Origin of the sequence: Pseudarthrobacter sp. AB1, assembly GCF_014926485.1 — a bacterium.
In the GTDB taxonomy this organism is placed as follows: Bacteria; Actinomycetota; Actinomycetes; order Actinomycetales; family Micrococcaceae; genus Arthrobacter.
Genome location: NZ_PZKO01000044.1, coordinates 22,624 through 40,451 on the forward strand (window position 1 = coordinate 22,624; position 17,828 = coordinate 40,451).

The 17,828-nt window shown below is 65.2% G+C and carries 15 protein-coding genes, 1 tRNA gene and 1 pseudogene; 8 read left to right on the forward strand and 9 right to left on the reverse strand.

All coding sequences use genetic code 11. The features are described from left to right. Nucleotides 1-61 precede the first annotated feature (61 nt). Nucleotides 62-1,075, forward strand: coding sequence for a hypothetical protein (locus DAD99_RS21710; protein WP_227007945.1), 1,014 nt, complete (start codon nt 62-64; stop codon nt 1,073-1,075). A 69-nt stretch (nt 1,076-1,144) separates the two neighbouring features. On the opposite strand, the gene DAD99_RS11720 is transcribed toward DAD99_RS21710, so the two are convergent. Genes DAD99_RS11720 through DAD99_RS11730 form a run of 3 tightly spaced genes read right to left on the reverse strand, consistent with a single transcriptional unit; the run spans nt 1,145 to nt 4,154 of the window. After that, nucleotides 1,145-1,522, reverse strand: a complete 378-nt coding sequence (locus DAD99_RS11720; protein WP_185261577.1) for a sterol carrier family protein — start codon at nt 1,520-1,522, stop codon at nt 1,145-1,147. 1 nt (nt 1,523) lies between these two features. Then, entirely contained in the window at nt 1,524-2,540 is a 1,017-nt protein-coding gene (locus DAD99_RS11725) for an asparaginase (protein WP_185261576.1), read from the reverse strand. A gap of 36 nt (nt 2,541-2,576) precedes the next feature. After that, nucleotides 2,577-4,154 carry a molybdopterin-dependent oxidoreductase gene (locus DAD99_RS11730; protein ID WP_193341673.1) on the reverse strand — a complete coding sequence of 526 codons (1,578 nt, stop codon included), beginning with the start codon at nt 4,152-4,154 and terminating at the stop codon, nt 2,577-2,579. A gap of 104 nt (nt 4,155-4,258) precedes the next feature. On the opposite strand from DAD99_RS11730, the gene purD reads away from it, so the two are divergent. Beyond that, nucleotides 4,259-5,575: a phosphoribosylamine--glycine ligase gene (gene purD / locus DAD99_RS11735; RefSeq protein ID WP_193341687.1), complete on the forward strand. Its 1,317-nt coding sequence runs from the start codon at nt 4,259-4,261 to the stop codon at nt 5,573-5,575. Between the two features lie 2 nt (nt 5,576-5,577). After that, a complete protein-coding gene (locus DAD99_RS11740) occupies nt 5,578-6,531 on the forward strand; it encodes a phosphoribosylaminoimidazolesuccinocarboxamide synthase (RefSeq protein ID WP_193341674.1) in 954 nt (317 codons plus the stop codon). A gap of 38 nt (nt 6,532-6,569) precedes the next feature. On the opposite strand, the gene DAD99_RS11745 is transcribed toward DAD99_RS11740, so the two are convergent. Continuing rightward, a complete protein-coding gene (locus DAD99_RS11745; RefSeq protein ID WP_185261572.1) occupies nt 6,570-7,844 on the reverse strand; it encodes a helix-turn-helix transcriptional regulator in 1,275 nt (424 codons plus the stop codon). A gap of 131 nt (nt 7,845-7,975) precedes the next feature. Here DAD99_RS11745 and DAD99_RS11750 point away from each other — a divergent pair, with 131 nt between their 5' ends. Beyond that, on the forward strand, nt 7,976-8,200 hold the full coding sequence (locus DAD99_RS11750) for a hypothetical protein (protein WP_193341675.1): 225 nt from the start codon (nt 7,976-7,978) through the stop codon (nt 8,198-8,200). A gap of 127 nt (nt 8,201-8,327) precedes the next feature. On the opposite strand, the gene DAD99_RS11755 is transcribed toward DAD99_RS11750, so the two are convergent. From DAD99_RS11755 to DAD99_RS11775, 5 genes are all read right to left on the reverse strand, one after another. Beyond that, nucleotides 8,328-8,404 (reverse strand) — tRNA-Pro (locus DAD99_RS11755). Between the two features lie 104 nt (nt 8,405-8,508). Continuing rightward, entirely contained in the window at nt 8,509-10,425 is a 1,917-nt protein-coding gene (locus tag DAD99_RS11760) for an ABC transporter ATP-binding protein (RefSeq protein ID WP_193341676.1), read from the reverse strand. Continuing rightward, nucleotides 10,422-12,230 carry an ABC transporter ATP-binding protein gene (locus tag DAD99_RS11765; RefSeq protein WP_193341677.1) on the reverse strand — a complete coding sequence of 603 codons (1,809 nt, stop codon included), beginning with the start codon at nt 12,228-12,230 and terminating at the stop codon, nt 10,422-10,424. The genes DAD99_RS11760 and DAD99_RS11765 overlap by 4 nt, the downstream gene beginning before the upstream one ends. A 154-nt stretch (nt 12,231-12,384) precedes the next feature. Beyond that, nucleotides 12,385-13,332 (reverse strand): metallophosphoesterase, encoded by a 948-nt coding sequence (locus DAD99_RS11770; RefSeq protein ID WP_185261569.1) that lies wholly within the window; start codon nt 13,330-13,332, stop codon nt 12,385-12,387. Between the two features lie 6 nt (nt 13,333-13,338). Further along, a complete protein-coding gene (locus tag DAD99_RS11775; protein ID WP_193341678.1) occupies nt 13,339-15,618 on the reverse strand; it encodes a transglycosylase domain-containing protein in 2,280 nt (759 codons plus the stop codon). 37 nt (nt 15,619-15,655) lie between these two features. Here DAD99_RS11775 and DAD99_RS11780 point away from each other — a divergent pair, with 37 nt between their 5' ends. From DAD99_RS11780 to DAD99_RS21715, 4 genes and pseudogenes are all read left to right on the forward strand, one after another. Continuing rightward, nucleotides 15,656-15,811, forward strand: a complete 156-nt coding sequence (locus DAD99_RS11780; protein ID WP_099093395.1) for a DUF4177 domain-containing protein — start codon at nt 15,656-15,658, stop codon at nt 15,809-15,811. Nucleotides 15,812-15,813: 2 nt separating this feature from the next. Further along, the gene (locus DAD99_RS11785; RefSeq protein WP_193341679.1) at nt 15,814-16,371 is read left to right on the forward strand and encodes a RidA family protein; all 558 of its coding nucleotides are present in this window, start codon (nt 15,814-15,816) and stop codon (nt 16,369-16,371) included. Between the two features lie 17 nt (nt 16,372-16,388). Beyond that, complete coding sequence (locus tag DAD99_RS11790; RefSeq protein WP_193341680.1) at nt 16,389-17,300, forward strand: NUDIX hydrolase; 912 nt, start codon at nt 16,389-16,391, stop codon at nt 17,298-17,300. A gap of 293 nt (nt 17,301-17,593) precedes the next feature. After that, a pseudogene (locus DAD99_RS21715) lies at nt 17,594-17,828 on the forward strand (hypothetical protein); the annotation flags it as partial.

Consider the following 17,828-nt stretch of genomic DNA (forward strand, 5'->3'; position numbering starts at 1 on the left):
GTGGGGAGGTTGCCCTGTGGATAACTCAATACTGCTGCACCATCGGTGTCTCAATGGGACTATGAGCAGACGGCAGCCACTACCGGAAGAGATCGGCGCGAGGCCGTTTACCCTGACCGAGGCCGTCTTGGCCGGCATCCCCGCGAAACGCCTGCTTGGAGACGACCTGCACCTGCCAAGCCGCGGGATCCGTGTGCCCAAATCCGGTGCGCACAGTCTCCATGCACTGGCAAGGTCCCACACCCAGTTGGATGGGGAAACCTTCGCAAGCCTGCTGACGGCAGCGGAAGTCCTCGGCGTTCCCCTCCCGCTTTGGGCCCAGTTCAGGCCCGACGACGGCGGCCCGGTGACCGCCGTCGTCGAACCTGTTCCTTGGGGTAAGAAAAGCGGTCCTCATTTTCGCGAGCCCGGCCGCTTCCTTCACCTTTCGCGCCGTAACGCTGGGACGCTGCCTCGGCGGAGGGGCGTTGCCGGGCACCGGCTCCGGATCCGCGACGGTGACCTCATCAGCGTCGATGGGCTGCTGTTGACCTCACCCGCGAGGACCTGGGTGGACCTGGGGTCTGTCCTGCCTCTGGATGACCTCATTGTGGCCGGCGATGCGATCGTCAGCGAGCACACCAGGACGTTTGGGGTGCCAAAGGTAGCTATGGTTCCCCTGCCCGAGCTCCGGGTATTCGTAGCCAATGCCAACGGCGTCCATGGTGTACGCAAGGCCAGGATTGCGCTCGAATACCTGCGCGTCGGCGTCGATTCGCCCCCGGAAACTGTGCTCCGGCTGATGCTGGACGACGCCGGGCTGCCGGAGTTCCTGCCGAACTTCCCCGTTGACGACATCCTTGGCCGGCCAGTGTGGACGGATCTCGGCTGCGCCCGGTTCAGGACGTGCATCGAGTACGAGGGCATGCACCATTTGAAGCCAGAACAGCAGGCATTGGACGCCTACCGCGACCAGCGGGTGGCCGACTCCGGGTGGCGGCAGGTGAAGATCAACAGAATTGACATGTCCCACGGCGCGGGCTGGGTGGTATCCCGAGTGAAGCAGGCGCTCCGCAAACAGGGCTGGCTGCGTTGAGAGTTTTTTGGGCAGATAACCCGCTCAAAATCGGCTGGACCGGCCAATAAGTGGACAAAAACTTGAGGGCTAAAGGGGCAGCAGCGCTGAGAGGTCCGCGCGCAGACCGGAGGCGGACACCCTGCTGGCCGCGACAGCGTCCGTCCAGCTCAACCGGCCGGTCACCATGCCCAGCCAGGTGGCGGCGTCGCACTCGATCACGTTGGGCGGGGTTCCGCGGGTGTGCCTCGGCCCCTCGACGCACTGGGTGACTCCGAACGGTGGCACCCGCACCTCCACCGAATTCCCCGGGGCCCGCGCGGTCACCTCCTCCAGCGTGTACCGCACGGCCGTGGCCGTGACGTTGCGGGGGAGTGGAACGTCCGACGGCGACGCGGCGGCTTCCTGCCATGCGGCCAGTGCCGCAGTGCCTTCTTCAATGCCGATCCGACGGCGTGCTACGGCCATGTCAGTCCAAGAGCGCGGAGACGGCCGGACCCAGCCGGATCTTGCCCACCGGGTGGCCGCCGCCCATCACCGGATCCACCACTTTCTCCAGAACGCTGGAGACGCCGGGGATATCCACGGCGCCAACCGCGGCGAGGAGGGTCAGGCCCACCAGTGACGTGGCGCGCAGGTTCCCGTCGAGCATCTTGATGGCCACGGACACTCCCTGGGGTGTGGCCATGGCCAGGACTCCCTCTGCGCCGATCTTGGCGATGATGCCGAGTTCGTCCATCACGATGGTGTTGGCCTGGCCGCGGCCCTGGACGGCCCACGGGTAGTCGAGCATGGACGTGGCGATGGTGGCGGCGCGGGCGTTGGAGTTCTTGTCGCCCGGGGCCTTGGCCAGCATCGAGAATGCGCGGGCCAGTCCGGTCAGCGAAATAGCGGCAACGGGGGCGCCGCACCCGTCAATGCCCAGGTGGGCGATGCGCTCGCCGCTGTATTCCTCGATCACGCTGCGGACGCGTTGCTGCAGGGGATGGTTCGGCTCGAGGTAGCTGTGGGTGTCCCAGCCGTTTTCCGTGCAGGCCCACAGGAAGGCGGCGTGTTTTCCGGAGCAGTTGAAGGCGAGCCTGGACTTACCCCGCTCGGAACGCACCAGCCAGTTGCGGGCTGTCTCGTCCTGGGGCCAGGCGGCGGGGCACTGGAGCTGGTCCTCCCGGACGCCGGCGGCCTTGAGCATGCCCTCCACCACATCCATATGGTCCAGGGAGCCCACGTGGCTGCCGCAGGCCAACGCCACCTGCGCGCCGCGCAACGGGACTCCGGACTGCATGGATGCCAGGGCCTGCAGTGGTTTGAGCGCGGACCGTGCGTACAGGGGAGTCAGTATGTCGCCGAGTTCGGTGACGACGGACCCGTCGGCGGACAGTACGACGGCGGAGCCGATGTGCCGGGACTCCACAAAACCGCTTCGTTCAACAACAGCGAGTTCGACGGCGGAGTCCACGGTGAACGTGGCATGCGGGTTGTGCGGCATATTGCCAGTCTAGGGGCGGAATCGTCGAATGCCGGGCTACTCCACGGTGACCATGACGGACTGCCAGCCGGAGGCGCCGTCTGGTACCGGATCGGCGCGCTGATCGGTCTGGACCTCGCCCGTTCCGTCGGTGGCGCGGACCTTGATGTAGTGCGGTCCGGGTGTGGCTTCCCAGTCGAAGGACCACTGCCGCCACGTGATGAGGGACGCCTCGGTGGACAGGATGGCCTCGGCCCAGGGGTCGTTGTCGATCTGGACTTCCACCTTGGTGATGCCGCGGGTCTGCGCCCAGGCCGTGCCGCCGATTGCCAGGCGGCCGGCTGGGACCTTGGCGAAGGACTTCGGGACTTCAACCCGGGCCATGGTCTTGATGGGGCCTCGCTCGGACCAGCCGCGCTGGGTCCAGTAGGCCTTGCTGTCCGCGAACCGCGTCACTTCCAGGTCCACCACCCACTTCGTGGCGGAGACAAAGCCGTACAGCCCGGGCACCACCATGCGCACCGGATAGCCGTGCTCCAGCGGCAGCGGCTCGCCGTTCATGCCGATCGCCAACATGGCGTCGCGGTCATCCTGCAGGACCTCCAGCGGCGTGGAGGCGCTGAAGCCATCGATTGACGTCGACAGCACCATGTCCGCGCCGTCCTTGGGCCGTGCCCGTTTGAGGACCTCGCGAATCGGAAGGCCTAGCCAGCGCGCGTTCCCGGCGAGGTTTCCGCCCACGGGATTGGACACACAGGTGAGGGTCACATGCGATTCGATCAGGTCGGCGTCGAGCAGGTCCTGGAACGTGAGGCGGACCTCTTGCTCCACCAGCCCATGCACGCGGAGCTCCCAGTCATCGGCGTTGATTTCGGGGACACTGAGGGCGGTGTCGATCCGGTAGAAGTCCCCGTTCGGTGTGACCCAGGGTGTGACGCCGGCAGCGGGGGACTGGACTCCGGCGGGCACAGCCGCGGCGGCTTTTGCCGGTGTGGGCAGCTGCAGGGCCTCGCGGGCCTTGGAGATGTTGCTGCGGGCGGCACTGAGCAGGCGTCCGCCTGTGGCCGCAATGCCGGCGCCGACCACAGTGATCCCGGCGGCGGCGAAGAAACGGCGGCGGCTGGTGGCAGGACGGTCAGGCTCCTCGGCGCCGGTGTCGGCAGGTGCCTCAGGCCAGGACTTCAGGCGCCAGAGGGGGGCGATCAGCAACCGCAGCACTATCAGTCCGGCCACCGTGCCCAGCACTGTAGGGATGGCCTCCAGCGGCTTCACGCTGGCCCGCGTCACCACGCTGGCCACGATCACCGCGCCCATCAGCAGCACACCGGCAACACCCAGCGCCCACTTGCGGTAGGCCACAACGCCCAGCACGCAGGCCAACAGGAATATGGTCAGGCCCATCCCCACGAACAGCGCGGCCTTGTCATTCGTGCCGAACGTGGCAATGGCAAAGTCCTTCATCCATGGCGGTGTGAAGTCGATGAAAGTGGACCCCAGCGCGATCACCGGGGTTGCCCGGGCCGTAAAGAACGCTCCGATCAGCTCCGCAACGGAAAGTACTACGGCGGCAGCCGCTACGCCTGCCAGCGCAGCCATTGCGGCGGGACCCTTGAGCCACTTCAGAAGTTTCTTCATGCCTTGCATTCGTTGCGCCGGGCCGCGCGGATGGCCGGGCGGGGACACAGCTTAGGAACACCCCCTTAGGAAAGGGCAGGGTGCACAAAGTACCCTTGGGGACTGTGAAGGTACTCGTCATTGGCCCTGGAGGCCGCGAACACGCCATTGTCCGCTCCCTGCTCGCTGACCCCAACGTTTCCGAGGTCCATGCAGCTCCCGGCAACGCCGGCATCAGCAAGCTGGTCCCCACCCACAACATTGACGGGAATGATCCCGACGCCGTAGCGGCGCTTGCCACCAAGCTCGGCGTGGACCTCGTGGTGGTTGGCCCCGAGGCACCGCTGGCGGCTGGGGTATCCGACGCCGTCCGCGACGCCGGCATTCCGGTCTTTGGCCCCAGCAAGGCCGCGGCCCAGCTGGAAGCCTCCAAGGCATTCGCCAAGGAGGTCATGGCCGAAGCCGGAGTGCCCACAGCCATGGCGATGGTGGCCACCAACGCCGGGGAAGCGGCCGCGGCCCTGGACACCTTCGGCGCCCCCTACGTGGTCAAGGACGACGGCCTCGCAGCCGGCAAGGGCGTCGTGGTAACCAACAACCGCGACGAAGCCTTGGCCCATGCGCAGACGTGCTTCGATGCCGCCGGCACCGTGGTGATCGAGGAATTTCTCGACGGCCCCGAGGTCTCTGTCTTTGTCCTGTGCGACGGCCGCAACACAGTCGCCCTGTCCCCGGCCCAGGACTTCAAGCGCATCTTCGACAACGATGAAGGCCCCAATACCGGCGGCATGGGCGCATACACCCCGCTGGAATGGGCCCCCGCCGGACTGGTCCAGGAGGTCATCGACCGGGTGGCCCAGCCCACGGTCAATGAGATGGCGAACCGCGGCACGCCGTTCGTGGGTGTGCTGTTTGTTGGTCTCGCGCTGACCACGCGCGGAACCCGTGTCATTGAATTCAACGTCCGTTTCGGCGACCCCGAGACGCAGGCCGTGCTGGCCCGGCTCAAAACCCCCCTCGGTGCGCTGCTGCTGGCAGCCGCCAAGGGCGGACTGGACAAGGCAGAGGAGCTGCGCTGGTCCAAGGAGACGGCCGTCGCCGTCGTCGTCGCGTCCGAAAACTACCCGGACTCCCCGCGCACCGGTGACCGTATCCGCGGACTCAAGAAAGTGGATGAGCTCGACGGCGTGCACGTGATCCACGCGGGCACCGCGCTCGACGACGACGGCAAGGTTATCTCGGCCGGCGGCCGGGTGCTCGCCGTTGTTGCCCTCGGCAGCGACCTGGTGGAGGCCCGGGAACGGGCGTACGACGGCGTGGAGCTGGTTCAGCTGGAAGGCGCCCAGTTCCGGACGGACATCGGCCGCAAGGCTGCCCGCGGCGAGATAAAGGTTGCGTCCAACGCCACCGGAGCGCTCCCCGTCACGAAGTCGAAGGTATAAACATGACTGAGAACTCCGCCCAGGAACCACAGAAGCCGCGCGGCTTCAGCACCGAAACCTTGGACCTGCCGGGCTGGACGCACGTTTACTCCGGCAAAGTCCGCGACCTCTACGAACCGGCGGACGAAGCCATCCGCCAGCAGGTGGGCCAGGACTGTGTCCTGGTGGTGGCAAGCGACCGCATCAGCGCCTACGACCACGTGCTGGCCAGCGAAATCCCGGACAAGGGCCGCATCCTCACGCAGTTGAGCCTGTGGTGGTTCGACCAGCTTGACGTGGTCCACCATGTGCTGGCATCCACGGTGGAAGACGGCGTGCCGGCGGCCGTGGAAGGCCGCGCAATGATCTGCCGGAAGCTGGACATGTTCCCGGTGGAATGCATCGCCCGCGGCTACCTCACCGGCACCGGACTGCTGGAGTACAAGGCCAAGGGGACGGTCTGCGAGATTCCGCTGCCGCCGGGCCTGGTGGACGGATCCCGACTGGAACAGGCCATCTTCACACCGTCCGCGAAGGCCGAGGTGGGCGAGCACGACGAGAACATCTCCTACAACGACGTTGTGGCCATGGTGGGGGATGACATCGCCGCACGCCTCAGCGAGCTGACCCTGAAGATCTACACCGGCGCCGAGAAGATCGCCCGCGAACGCGGCATCATCCTGGCCGATACCAAGGTGGAATTCGGCTACGACGCCGTGTCCGGGACCATCACCCTGGGTGACGAGGTCCTGACACCGGATTCCTCGCGTTTCTGGGATGCGGCCACGTATGAGCCGGGGAAGGCGCAGCCCTCGTACGACAAGCAGTATGTACGCGACTGGCTGACGTCGGCCGAATCGGGCTGGGACAAGAACTCCGACGCGGCACCGCCCGCCCTGCCGGCAGACGTTGTGGCCCGCACGCGCAGCCGCTACGTCGAGGCCTACGAAAAGATCACGGGCAGAACGTTCTCCTAGAACACTTTTACCGGGCCCGGCCTCGCGCCGGGCCCGTCCTAGCTTGCTTTGACGGCTTTCGCTGCTGCTGCGGCTCTCTGCTGGGCGAGCCTGATTTCGAGGACCGCGTCCAGTGACTGCTGGACTCGGTCCGAGGCTCCCGCGGCACTGAAGGCCTTCTGTGCCTCTTCGAGGTAGACCAGTGCTTCGTCCGACTCGCCGGCAGCCTTTAGCGATTTGCCCAGCAGGAGTGAAACTTCCCCTGCCGTGTGCTTGGCCAGCGCACCGGATTCCTCGTGGATTTCCCGGAGTTTGTTGATAGCAGCCACGATGTCGCCGGTGAGATACAGCCAGCGGGCGCGGATGAACGCAACTTCGAGCTGGTCGCTCTTGTTGCCGCCCACAATGGACAGGGCCAGCTCGGCGCGCTCGATGCTGGAAAGTGTTTCCGGTTCAACGATTCCGGAGGACAGCCGGACGGCGGCAGAAGCTTTGTTGAAACGGGCCCAGAGATCGATGTCATTGGCGGGCGACAGCATCCGGGCGGCGCGCTCGTGGTACTTGATGCCCTCTGGGTAATCGTGCCGCATAAAGGCCACGTTGCCGATCACCCAGGCAACCTCGCCGGCGAGCTGGGACATTGAGTGCTCGTCCATCTCGTCATTCATGGCCTGGCAGTACTTCCAGGCCTCGTCCAGGCGGCCGCTTTCCGCCAGTGCACCGATCAGCGCCCGGTAGGCGCCGATGATCAGGGTGGCACCGTTGGGCAGTTGGCCACAAAGTTGGACGGCCGCCAGTGCATGCTCCACGGCGGTGCTCAGCTGGCCCTGTCCCTGGCAGATAGCGGCGAGCATCTGGCGGGCGCGGACGGCCAGACCGGCAGACTCGGTGGCCATCGGGTGCTCCAGGAGGTGCTGCATGATCTTTTGGCATTCCTGCCAGTTGCCCTGTTTGATCAGGCATTCGGCCTGCATGTAGGTCATGTTCCACCACGCGCTGGTATTCCTGCCCTCCAGGGCTATCTGGGCTGCGTTGGCTGCGTGGGTGGCCGCCAGCGGGTAGTCCCTGAGGTCCCAGGCCTGGCGCGCGTAGAGGCCGGCCAGGACGTATTCGGCGTCGCTGACGGTGATGGGCTGGCTCCAGGCTTCCAGCGCCTTGGGCGCAAGCTCCAGCCTGCGGGCGAGTTCTTCGATCACTTCGGCCGTCGGCTCACGGCGGCCGGTTTCGAGGAGGGAGATATAACTGGGGGAATACAGGTCCTTGCCCAGTTCAGCCTGTGTCAGCCCACGTTCGAGACGCTCCGCGCGGAGCTTCTCCCCGAATCCGTTGCCCACGGGTTTCCTCCTAATTCTGGACAGACTTTGTACGCAATGCTTGACAGTCCCTGTGGAAAACATTTTACAATGTATGTCAACAAGGACTGTGCTGACTTTGTAACGAATCCGACTCGTATTGAGGAACTTATATGTTGAAGAAGATTGCGGCCGCTGGCGTACTCGCTGCGGCCTTGGCATTTTCTGCGGCGGCCCCGGCTGTCCTGTCGGCAGGTTCCATCGCCGATACCACCCGCGTGTCTGTGGCCGTTGGCAACTGGCCCGATCCCATGTCCAAGCCCGTCAAGGACAAGGCCAAGGCCGACGGCGCAACATACACCATCACCAGGGTAGGTAACTGGCCCGACCCGATGTAAGAAATCCTCTCAGGAGGCGCGGCCCCGGGGCATGGTCATCATGCCTCGGGGCTATTTCTTTGTCTTGGCACGTGACCTCCGGGAGATGCAAAAGAGGGCCTCCCCTGGGGGGAGACCCTCTTTCAATTGGTCGGGATGACAGGATTTGAACCTGCGACCTCGTCGTCCCGAACGACGCGCGCTACCAAGCTGCGCCACATCCCGATCCGCTGCAAAAGCAACTTTACAAGGATAGCCGACGCCAGGCCCGGATGCGAAATCGGCGGCCGCTGGGAGATCCCGACGCTGGAAAAGCCCGACAGCGCGGGTCAGACCAGGGAGTCCTTCCAGGCGCCATGGAGGTCTGCGAAGCGTCCGCCGCCGCCGATGAGTTCTGCAGGAGTCCCGTCCTCGACCACGCGGCCGTCGTGGACCACCAGGACGCGGTCGGCAGTTTCAACGGTGGAGAGGCGGTGCGCGATGATCAGTGCTGTCCGGCCGCCGCCGGCAGCAGCAGACCCGGCCGCGGCTGAGCCGGCACCCACTGAGCCATCCGCAGCAGCTGAGCCCGGCGCACCTGCGGAAGTGCCGGCGTCGGACGTTGCCCGCAGAAGGCGAGCCAGGCCGCGCTGGACGAGCCGCTCGGAGGGGATATCCAGGGATGAGGTGGCCTCGTCCAGGATCAGCACCGCCGGCCGGGCAAGGAACGCCCTGGCGAAACTGATCAGCTGCCGTTGCCCGGAGGACACCCGGCCGCCGCGCTTGTTGACATCCGTGTCATAACCTTCGGGGAGTTCGGTAATGAAGTCATGGGCGCCCACGGCCCGGGCAGCGTCCTCGATTTCCGCCCGGGTTGCCTCCGGCCGGCCCAGGGCAATGTTGTCCGCCACGGAGCCGCTGAACAGGAACGCCTCCTGGGTGACCATCACGATGTTCCGGCGCAGGTCCGTGCTGGTCAGGCTGCGCAGGTCCACACCGTCCAGGGTCAGGGAGCCGGAAGAGACGTCGTAGAATCGGGCGATCAGCTTGGCCAGCGTGGATTTTCCAGCACCGGTCTGCCCCACCAGGGCCACGGTCTGGCCTGCGGGGATGTGCAGGTCCATGGTGGGAATGATGACCGGGCCGTCGCCGTAGCCGAACTCCACACCCCTGAAGTCGATGGTGCCCCGGGCATCGCGGAGCGCCACGGGGTTCTTGGGCGGCCGGACCGTGGGAACCTCTTCCAGCAGGCCGGAGACCTTCTCCAAGGCCGCCTGGGCACTCTGGAACGAGTTGTAGAACATGGCCATCTGGTCCACCGGCTGGAAAAAGCGCTTGGTGGAAAGCATCAGCGCCAGCAGCACGCCCACGGCGAGGTCCCCGCCAAGGACACGGAACCCGCCGAACAACAGCACCACGGCCACGCAGACGTTGCCGATCAGCACCAGGCCGGGCTGGAAAATGCCGTTGAGGTTGATGGAGCGCACGGTGACCAGCCGGTAGTCCTCGGACAGCTGGCCGTACTTCCGGGCGTTCTCGGTCTCCTTGCGGAAGGCCTTCACCGCGCGGATCCCGGTCATGGTTTCCACAAAGTGCACAATCAGCCGGGCGGAGACCACCCGGGACTCGCGAAACGCGATCTGGGAGTGCTTCTGGTACCAGCGCGACAGGAAGTACATGGGGACGCCCGCCGCCAGCACAATCAGCCCACTGCGCCAGTCCAGGGCAAATACCGTAACCGCTGTGAAGGCCATAAACAGCAGGCCCGAGGCGAGGGAGCTGACACCGGAATCGAGGAGTTCCCGCAGCGCCTCCAGGTCCGAGGTCTGACGGGCGATGATCCGGCCGGACGTGTACTTTTCGTGGAACTCCAGGCTCAGTCGCTGGGTGTGCCGGAAGACCCGGACCCGCAGGTCCAGCAGCATGGCCTGGCTGAGCCGCGCAGTGGAGGTGACGTAGAGGGCGGTGAGTCCCGCCGTCGCGATAGCCGCGAGCAGATAGGCGACGCCGGTGAACACCAGCGGGAGGTTGTCGCCTGCCTGCAGTGCCGGGAGCGCGTGGTCGATGCCGAAAGCGATCAGGGCCGGCCCGGCCACGCGCGCGGCCTGGGACAGGACCACTGTGGCGATGGTCAGCCAGAACCTGAGCCGCACCGCACGGATCAGTGTGGCCAAAAGGGCGAGCGACCGCCGTCGTACTGTTTTGCTGTCCGCCTTGCTGAGGTGGGTGTTGTCCTCATTGGCGGTGCCGAAGGTTGCGTTGCTCAAAGTATGCTGTCCTTTGTCTCGTCCTCAAGCTCGGACAGCTCCGAGTCCAGGTCCCGGGGTTCCTGGTCCAGGCTGGCGATGACGTAGCGGTAATGGGGGTTGTGCGCCAGCAGTTCCGTGTGGGTTCCGACGGCGGCAATCCGGCCGTCCTTGAGCAGCGCCACCCGGTCCGCCAGCGCCACGGTGGACGGGCGGTGCGCGACGATCAGCGTGGTGGTGTCCTTCAGGACCGCGCGGAGCCGGGTTTCCACAAGCTCCTCGGTGTGCACGTCCAGGGCGGACAGGGGGTCGTCCAGCACCAGGACCCGGGGCCGTGCCGCGATGGCCCGCGCCAGGGCAATCCTCTGCCGCTGCCCGCCGGAGAGGCTCAGGCCCTCCTCGCCGATGAGCGTGTCCACGCCCTCCGGCAGGGAGTATGCGAAGTGGGCCTGCGCCACATCCAGGGCTTCGTCCAGGGCTTCCTCGCTGCGGTCCGGTGCCCCGAGGAGCACATTGTCGCGGACCGAATTGGAGAACAACGTGGTGTCCTCGAACGCGACGCCCACCACGCGCCGGAGGTCATCGACGTCGAACTCGCGCAGGTCCACGCGGTCAATGGTGATGGAGCCGTCGGTAACGTCGTAGAGGCGCGGGACCAGCTGGACCAGAGCGCTCTTGCCGCTGCCCGTGATGCCCACCAGTGCCATGGTTTCGCCCGGCTGGACGTCCAGGTTGATGTTCGTGAGGATCGGTTTGTCCGGTGCGTCCTCGAACGCGAACGTGGCATTGTTGAAGCTGAGTGCGCCCTTCAGCTGCGAGGGGGTGCGCGGCTCCGGGGGACTGGTGATGGTGTTGACCGAATCCATGACCTCGAAGTGGCGGTCGACGGCGGATTTGGCGGTGAGTGCCATGGCCAGCAGCATGCCGGAGAATTCAACGGGAGCCGCGATGACGGCGGCGGTGGCGAAGAACGCCACCAGCGCGCCGATGCTCAGCTGGCCACTGGCGCAGAGCAACACGCCCACCACCAGCCCGGAGCCGAGCGCGAGTTCCGGCAGCAGGGTGACTACCAGGGTGAACGTCGCCTGGTGCTTCGCCTTCACGATCTCGGTCTGGCGGAGTTCCTGGGCCTGCTCGTTGAAGTTCTCCAGGGCCTCGCGGCTGCGGCCGAAGGCCTTCAGGACGCGGATGCCGTGGACGGATTCCTCCACCGTGGTGGCGAGGTCGCCGGCCTGGTCCTGGCTCCGGCGCGCCACCTTGCTGAAGCGGGTCCGGAACCGGAAACCGTAGGCCATGATTGGCACCGCCGCGGCCAGGAAGATCAGGGCCAGCTGCCAGCTCATGGAGAACATGACCACAATGCCGATGACCACCGTGAGCGTGGTGACCACCAGCATGATGGCACCGAACGCCATCCAGCGGCGCAGGAAGTTCAGGTCCGTCATGGCGCGCGACAGCAGTTGGCCGGAGCCCCAGCGGTCGTGGAAGGACACGGTCAGGTCCTGCAGGTGCCCGTACATCGAGACCCTCATCCGGGTTTCAACGGTGGTGGCCGGGTTAATCACAAACTGCCGGCGGAGGGCCACGAGTCCCGCTTCCGCGATGCCCAGGACAAGGATGACGACGGCGGCAGTCCAGACGGCGTCCGACGCGCCGCCGGGGGTAAGTGACTCGTTCACGAGAACCCGCAGCACCTGCGGGATGGTCAACGCGACAAGGCTGGCCAGGAGCGCGCAGAGCAGCCCCATCACCAGCCGGGGGATAATTGGCCTAACGTGAGGATAAAGGCGGCTGATGGATCTGAAAAATGAGGTCTGCTTGGCCATGCCCGCTTCTCAAGCTCTAAATCGAATGTAGTTTCCCTTAGCAACTACCCTATGCCATGGCGTGAGTAACTTCACACGTTCCCTCCCTGGTTGCTCTATCACTTCCGGTTGCCATTCGAGCCCGTTAGCGACTCGAAGTGATAGAGCAACCGGGCTATTCGGGGGAGGTCAGCGTCAGCAGGACAGCCTCGGGTTTGCATGCGATGCGGATGGGAGCGAACCGGGAGGTGCCGATGCCGCCGGAGACGTTGACCGGCGTCGTGCGTCCGTTGCTTTCCCAATTGTTGAGTCCCTTTGCCCGCCATGTGGGGAGGTCGCAGTTGGCTACCAGGGCGCCGTAGCCGGGGATGCAGAGCTGCCCGCCATGGGTGTGGCCCGCCAGCAGCAGGTCAGCGCCGTCCTGCGTGAAGTGGTCCAGGACCCGCTGGTAGGGGGCATGGATGACCGCAACCCGGAGGTGCGCGTTCTGGTCCTGGTCCCGGGTGCCGCGGGGCCAGCCCGCGTAGCGTTCCCGGCCCAGGTGCGGATCGTCCACACCGGAAAAGTCGAACCGGATCCGTTTCAACACCACCGATTGGTGCCTGTTGGTGAGATCCACCCAGCCGCCCATGCCGAAGCCGGACCGCAGCCGCGGCCAATCCAGTTCGATGGGTTTGGGCTTGGCTTTGGATGGGCCCAGCAGGTATGATGCGGGGTTTTTGAAGCTCGGACCGAAGTAGTCGTTGGACCCGGGGACGAATACGCCGGGAAATTCCAGGAGCGGGCGCAGGGCCTTGAGCAGGGGCTCCACGGCTTTGACATGGCTGAGATTGTCCCCGGTGTTGACCACCAGGTCCGGTTCCAGCGACGCCAGCGACTCAAGCCAGCGTGCCTTGGTGTCCTGGCCCGGCACGAAGTGGATGTCGCTCAGGTGCAGGACGCGGAAGGGCTCGTGGCCTGCGGGCAGGATGGGCAGCGTCTCCTCGCGCAGGACGAACTGGTTCTTCTCCCACAGCCCGTATCCGAAGGCTGCGAGACCCGCCGCAGCGCCCGTGCCGGCGGTGACGGCAAAGCCGCGTCCGATGTTCCGGACGCGGCTGGCCAATGCTGGGCTGACTGCCATGGGAGTCTAGTTCTTCTTCTCGTTATTGCTCGGTGCGGGATTCGGTGTCGGCGGGGCAGACGGCTCCGTGGCCGGGGCCGTGGCGGGCGCGGTGGCCTGCGTTGACGGAGTGGTCCGGGCAGGCGTTCCGTTCACCATGTTGGTGGGCGGCGCCGTGAACGCATTAGTGCCGTACGCCGGAGCGACCTGGGCCATGTACTTGGAGAACATGGGCCCGGCGATCATGTAACCGTCGATCGCCTTGTAGAACTCTCCGTTGACCGTCAGGTTCCGGCCGGGCCGGAGCTGGTCACCCAGCGGGTCACCGAACCACGCCGCGGTGGCCACACCGGTGGTGTAACCGACCACCCAGGTGGAGCCGTTGGTGTCATTGGTGCCGGTCTTGGCAGCCACCGGGAAGTTGGTTTTGGTGGAGAGTCGCGGCTTGATGAGCGATCCTGAACCCTCATCAAGGACCTTCTGCATGGCATATGCCACGCCCCGGGCAACCTCCGGTTTGACGGCATCGCGGCAGCTCGTGGCCTGGGCCGGGAGCTGCGCGCCGGTCTGGTCCGAGACAGAGGTGATGGCGATGGGCTCGCAGTACTTTCCGTCGTTGGCGAATGTGGCAAACGCGGAGGCCATCGTTAGTGGGGCCGTCTGCGTTGAGCCGATCAGGTTGGCCAGAGTCGTCATCTTGACCGGCGGATTGAAGTTGTCACCCACCGGCAGGCCACCGTGGATTCCGACCGCATCCACGATCTTCTGGATGCCGCAGAGGTCAACCTGCGCCGCGGAGGCGAAGGTGGCCGTGTTGATCGAGTTCTGCAGGCCGTACAGGACGGTCATGTTCCGGTAGTAGCCGTCATCGGAGTTCTGCAGGTCGAAGCTGCCGGGAATCCTGGCGTCGTACCAGCCCACTGTGGGTTCCGGGCAGGTGTTCTTCCAGGGGAAGCTCTGCGGGTACGTGCGGGTGGCGGCGTTGACGTTGGTGTTCATGGACTTGCCCTCGTTCAGCCATTCGGCGAACGTGAAGGGCTTCATGGTGGAGCCGGGCTGGAATCCGCCCAGGCCGTTCAGGTCGTTGCCGTCCTTGTCCCGTTTGTCCACGTTGAAGTTCTGCGTCTGGTTGAACTTGCCCTCGGTTGGCAGGAACGAGGTGTTCTGCGCCATGTTCAGGATCTTGCCGGTGTTGGGCTGTACAGAAACGATGGACGCGCCCCAGTTGTCCGGGTTGGCGCCGGCTGCCGCGTCTGACTCAGCTTGGGCAACGTTCTGCGCGTTGACGTCCAGCGTGGTGGTGATGGTCAGGCCGCCGCGGAAGATCTTTTGTTCGCGCTCTTTGACGTCCGCACCATAGGCCGGGTTGTTCAGCAGCAGGTGAAGCACATAGTCGCAGAAATAGGGCGCCGTGGTGGCGTAGGCGCAGCCCTGGCGCGACGGCGTGACCTTCGGCTCAACCGGTGTGGCCACGGCGGCGTCGTGGTCGGCCTGGGTGATCTTTTCCTGGTTCAGCATCAGGCCCAGCACCAGGTCGCGACGCTCCTTGGCGTTCTCCGGGTTGGTGATCGGGTCGAAGGCCGACGGGCTGTTCACAAGGCCTGCAAGGAGTGCTGCCTGCGGGAGGGTCAGATCTTTGGCCGTGGTGCTGAAGAAGAATTTGGACGCAGCCTCGATGCCGTAGGCGTCACGGTTGAAGAAGACAATGTTGAGGTAACCCTCTAGGATCTGCTCCTTGGAGAATTCCTTCTCCAAGGCGATCGCGAGCTTCATTTCGCGAAGCTTGTCTCCGACGCCCTTGTTTACACCGTTGAGCTTGATGTCCGCGGTGTTTCCCTCGGCGGCGAGGTTGGCGTTGAGCACGTTGTTCACATACTGCTGGGTGATGGTGGAGGCACCCTGCTTGTTGCCACGGGCTGTGCTGACCACGGCGCGGAGAATGCCGGTGGTGTCCACACCGCCATGCTCGTAGAACCGGCTGTCCTCGACAGCGATGATGGCTTTTTTCATGAACGGCGAGATCTGGTCGAGGGCAACCTTGGTCCGGTTTTCCTCATACAGGTTCGCGATCAGGCTGCCGTCCGCGGCGAGGATCCGGGTGGACTGGCTGGGCGGGTCCACCTGCAGCTCTGCCGGGAGGGTATCGAAGAACTCGATGGAGCCGCTTGCCGCGCTGCCCGAAACAGCGGCCGCCGGGACAAGCAGGCCCGCCACCAGGACACCACAAATAGCGCTCACACCAAGGAAGCCAAAGATCTTTCCGAGGGTAGTGGCCGTGTCGAAAATGGGGTTCTTACGAGTCACCATGTTTTCCACTTTACCGGCAACGACTAGTCTTTCTCTCATGACCAAATGGGAGTACGCCACGATTCCGCTCATTATTCACGCCACCAAGCAGATCCTGGATCAGTGGGGAGAGGACGGCTGGGAGCTCGTCCAGGTAATCACCGGACCGGACGGCAATGGCCTGGTTGCCTACCTCAAGAGGGAGAAGCAGTAGCCATGAGCACCCCCGCAGAGACCACGTCCGGCCCTGTATCCACGCCGGAAAACGCGTCTGAATCAGCCCCGGTTTCCGCCGTCGAGCAGCGCCTCGCCGAGCTGGGACTGACCCTCCCCGAGGTGGCCGCGCCCGTAGCCGCCTACGTCCCGGCCGTCATCACCGGCAGCCATGTTTACACCTCCGGCCAGCTGCCGTTTATTAATGGCAAACTCGAAGCAACCGGCAAGGTCTCCACCGGCACGGAAGGCCACTCCGACGAGCCCACCGTGTCCCCTGAGGACGCCAAGGCCTACGCCGCTGTCTGCGCCATCAACGCGCTGGCGGCCATCAAGAGCGTCATCGGCGATCTGGACCGCATCACCCGCATCGTCAAGGTGGTGGGCTTCGTGTCCTCCGATCCGGCCTTCACGGGACAGCCTGGCGTCATCAACGGTGCGTCCGAGCTCCTCGGCCAGGTCTTTGGTGACGCCGGCAAGCACGCCCGCTCCGCCGTCGGCGTGTCGGTCCTTCCGCTCGACTCTCCCGTAGAGGTCGAACTGATCGCTGAATTCAGCTAAGGACCCGGTTCACTCAATTGCCTCAGCTCGCCCGACGCTTGTTTGCCCTTCCTCCGGATCTTGAAGGGGCTGCCCAAAGCTGGCTCGAACACGGCGAGCGCACCCCGCGTGCCGCCCGCTACGCATCGTCCGTGGTGCTGCTGCGGGACTCGCCCACCGGCCTGGAGACGTGGCTGGGTTACCGGCCCGGCTCCTCGCCGTTGGGCGTCCTCGCCTTTCCCGGAGGTTCCCTGGAAGCGTCCGACGACGACGCCGTCAGCTGGCTGGGCCCCTCACCCCAGCATTGGGCCGAGCAGATGGGGACGGACGACGTCGGGCTGGCGCGCCGCCACGTGGTGGGCGCCATCCGCGAACTGTTTGAGGAAACCGGCGTGCTCCTCGCCGGGCCGGACATGTCCACCACGGTTGAAGGCACGTCAACCCACGACTGGATGCGTGCGCGCGTGGCGGTCGCCGACCAGGAAAAGACCTTCACGGAGCTGCTCGCCAAGCGGGGACTCTCGCTGCGGACCGACCTCCTGAAGCCGCTCGTCAACTGGCGCAGCCCCGACTTCGCGCACCGCCGCTTCGACACCCGCTATTTCGCCGCCACAGTCCCCATGAACCAGCAGCCCAGCCTGCTGCAGAGCAAAGGCGTCTGGGGCCGCTGGGTGTGCGCTACCCAGGCCATCGCCGCGCGCAGCACCACCGCCCTGGGCGATGAAGTGGGCCAGGAGAATACCGTGGGCCTCACACTGGGCCAGCTCCTGGTGCCGGGCTCGGAGATCATGCTCGAGAAGATGGCCGCCGCGAACGGCTGCATCGCCTACCTTAGCTACAAGCGCAAACCCCATGTGTATCAGGCGCGGCTCGTAGACGAAGACGGCACGCTGATGCTCGAAGTCGAGGCCGCCAAAACCGTAGCCGGAGACCCGCAGCGCGAGCGCTAGCCTGTCCGCGGATCGCCCGGTTAAGTCCGCCGGACAGCGGCCCTTCGCCGTCGCTTAGACACGACGCATAGGCGAACCTCCGGTTCCCGATGCGCCGCGATGCGCTCCTACGCGAAAGACCGCTGTCCGGCTCGAACGCTCTCTCACTTCCTGCGAGTTTTTGGGGAACGCTCTCTCACGTGATGCAGGTTTTGGGCAACGCTCTCTCACTTATCGCCGGTTTCTCGGCAACGCTCCCTCTTCGTCAAGCTGGTTGTGAGTCATTCATTAGCTGTTGATTGAAGGAGCCGGCGGTGCCCGTTGATAACAAGGGTTTTACGCGTGAAGAGATCCGTGAGTTCATGCATGAGTATTATTTGCAGCCGCACGGGACCAGGAAGGAGTGGCTTGCCTCGAAGTCCATTTCCGACTGGACGTTCCGCAGGTGGCGCAAGATGTTGGTCCAGGGCGATATCGACCGTGGCCTGATTCCGCGGGAGCATGGAGGCATGGTCCCTACAAATCGTGAGCTCTCCGCGTTTGAAAAAG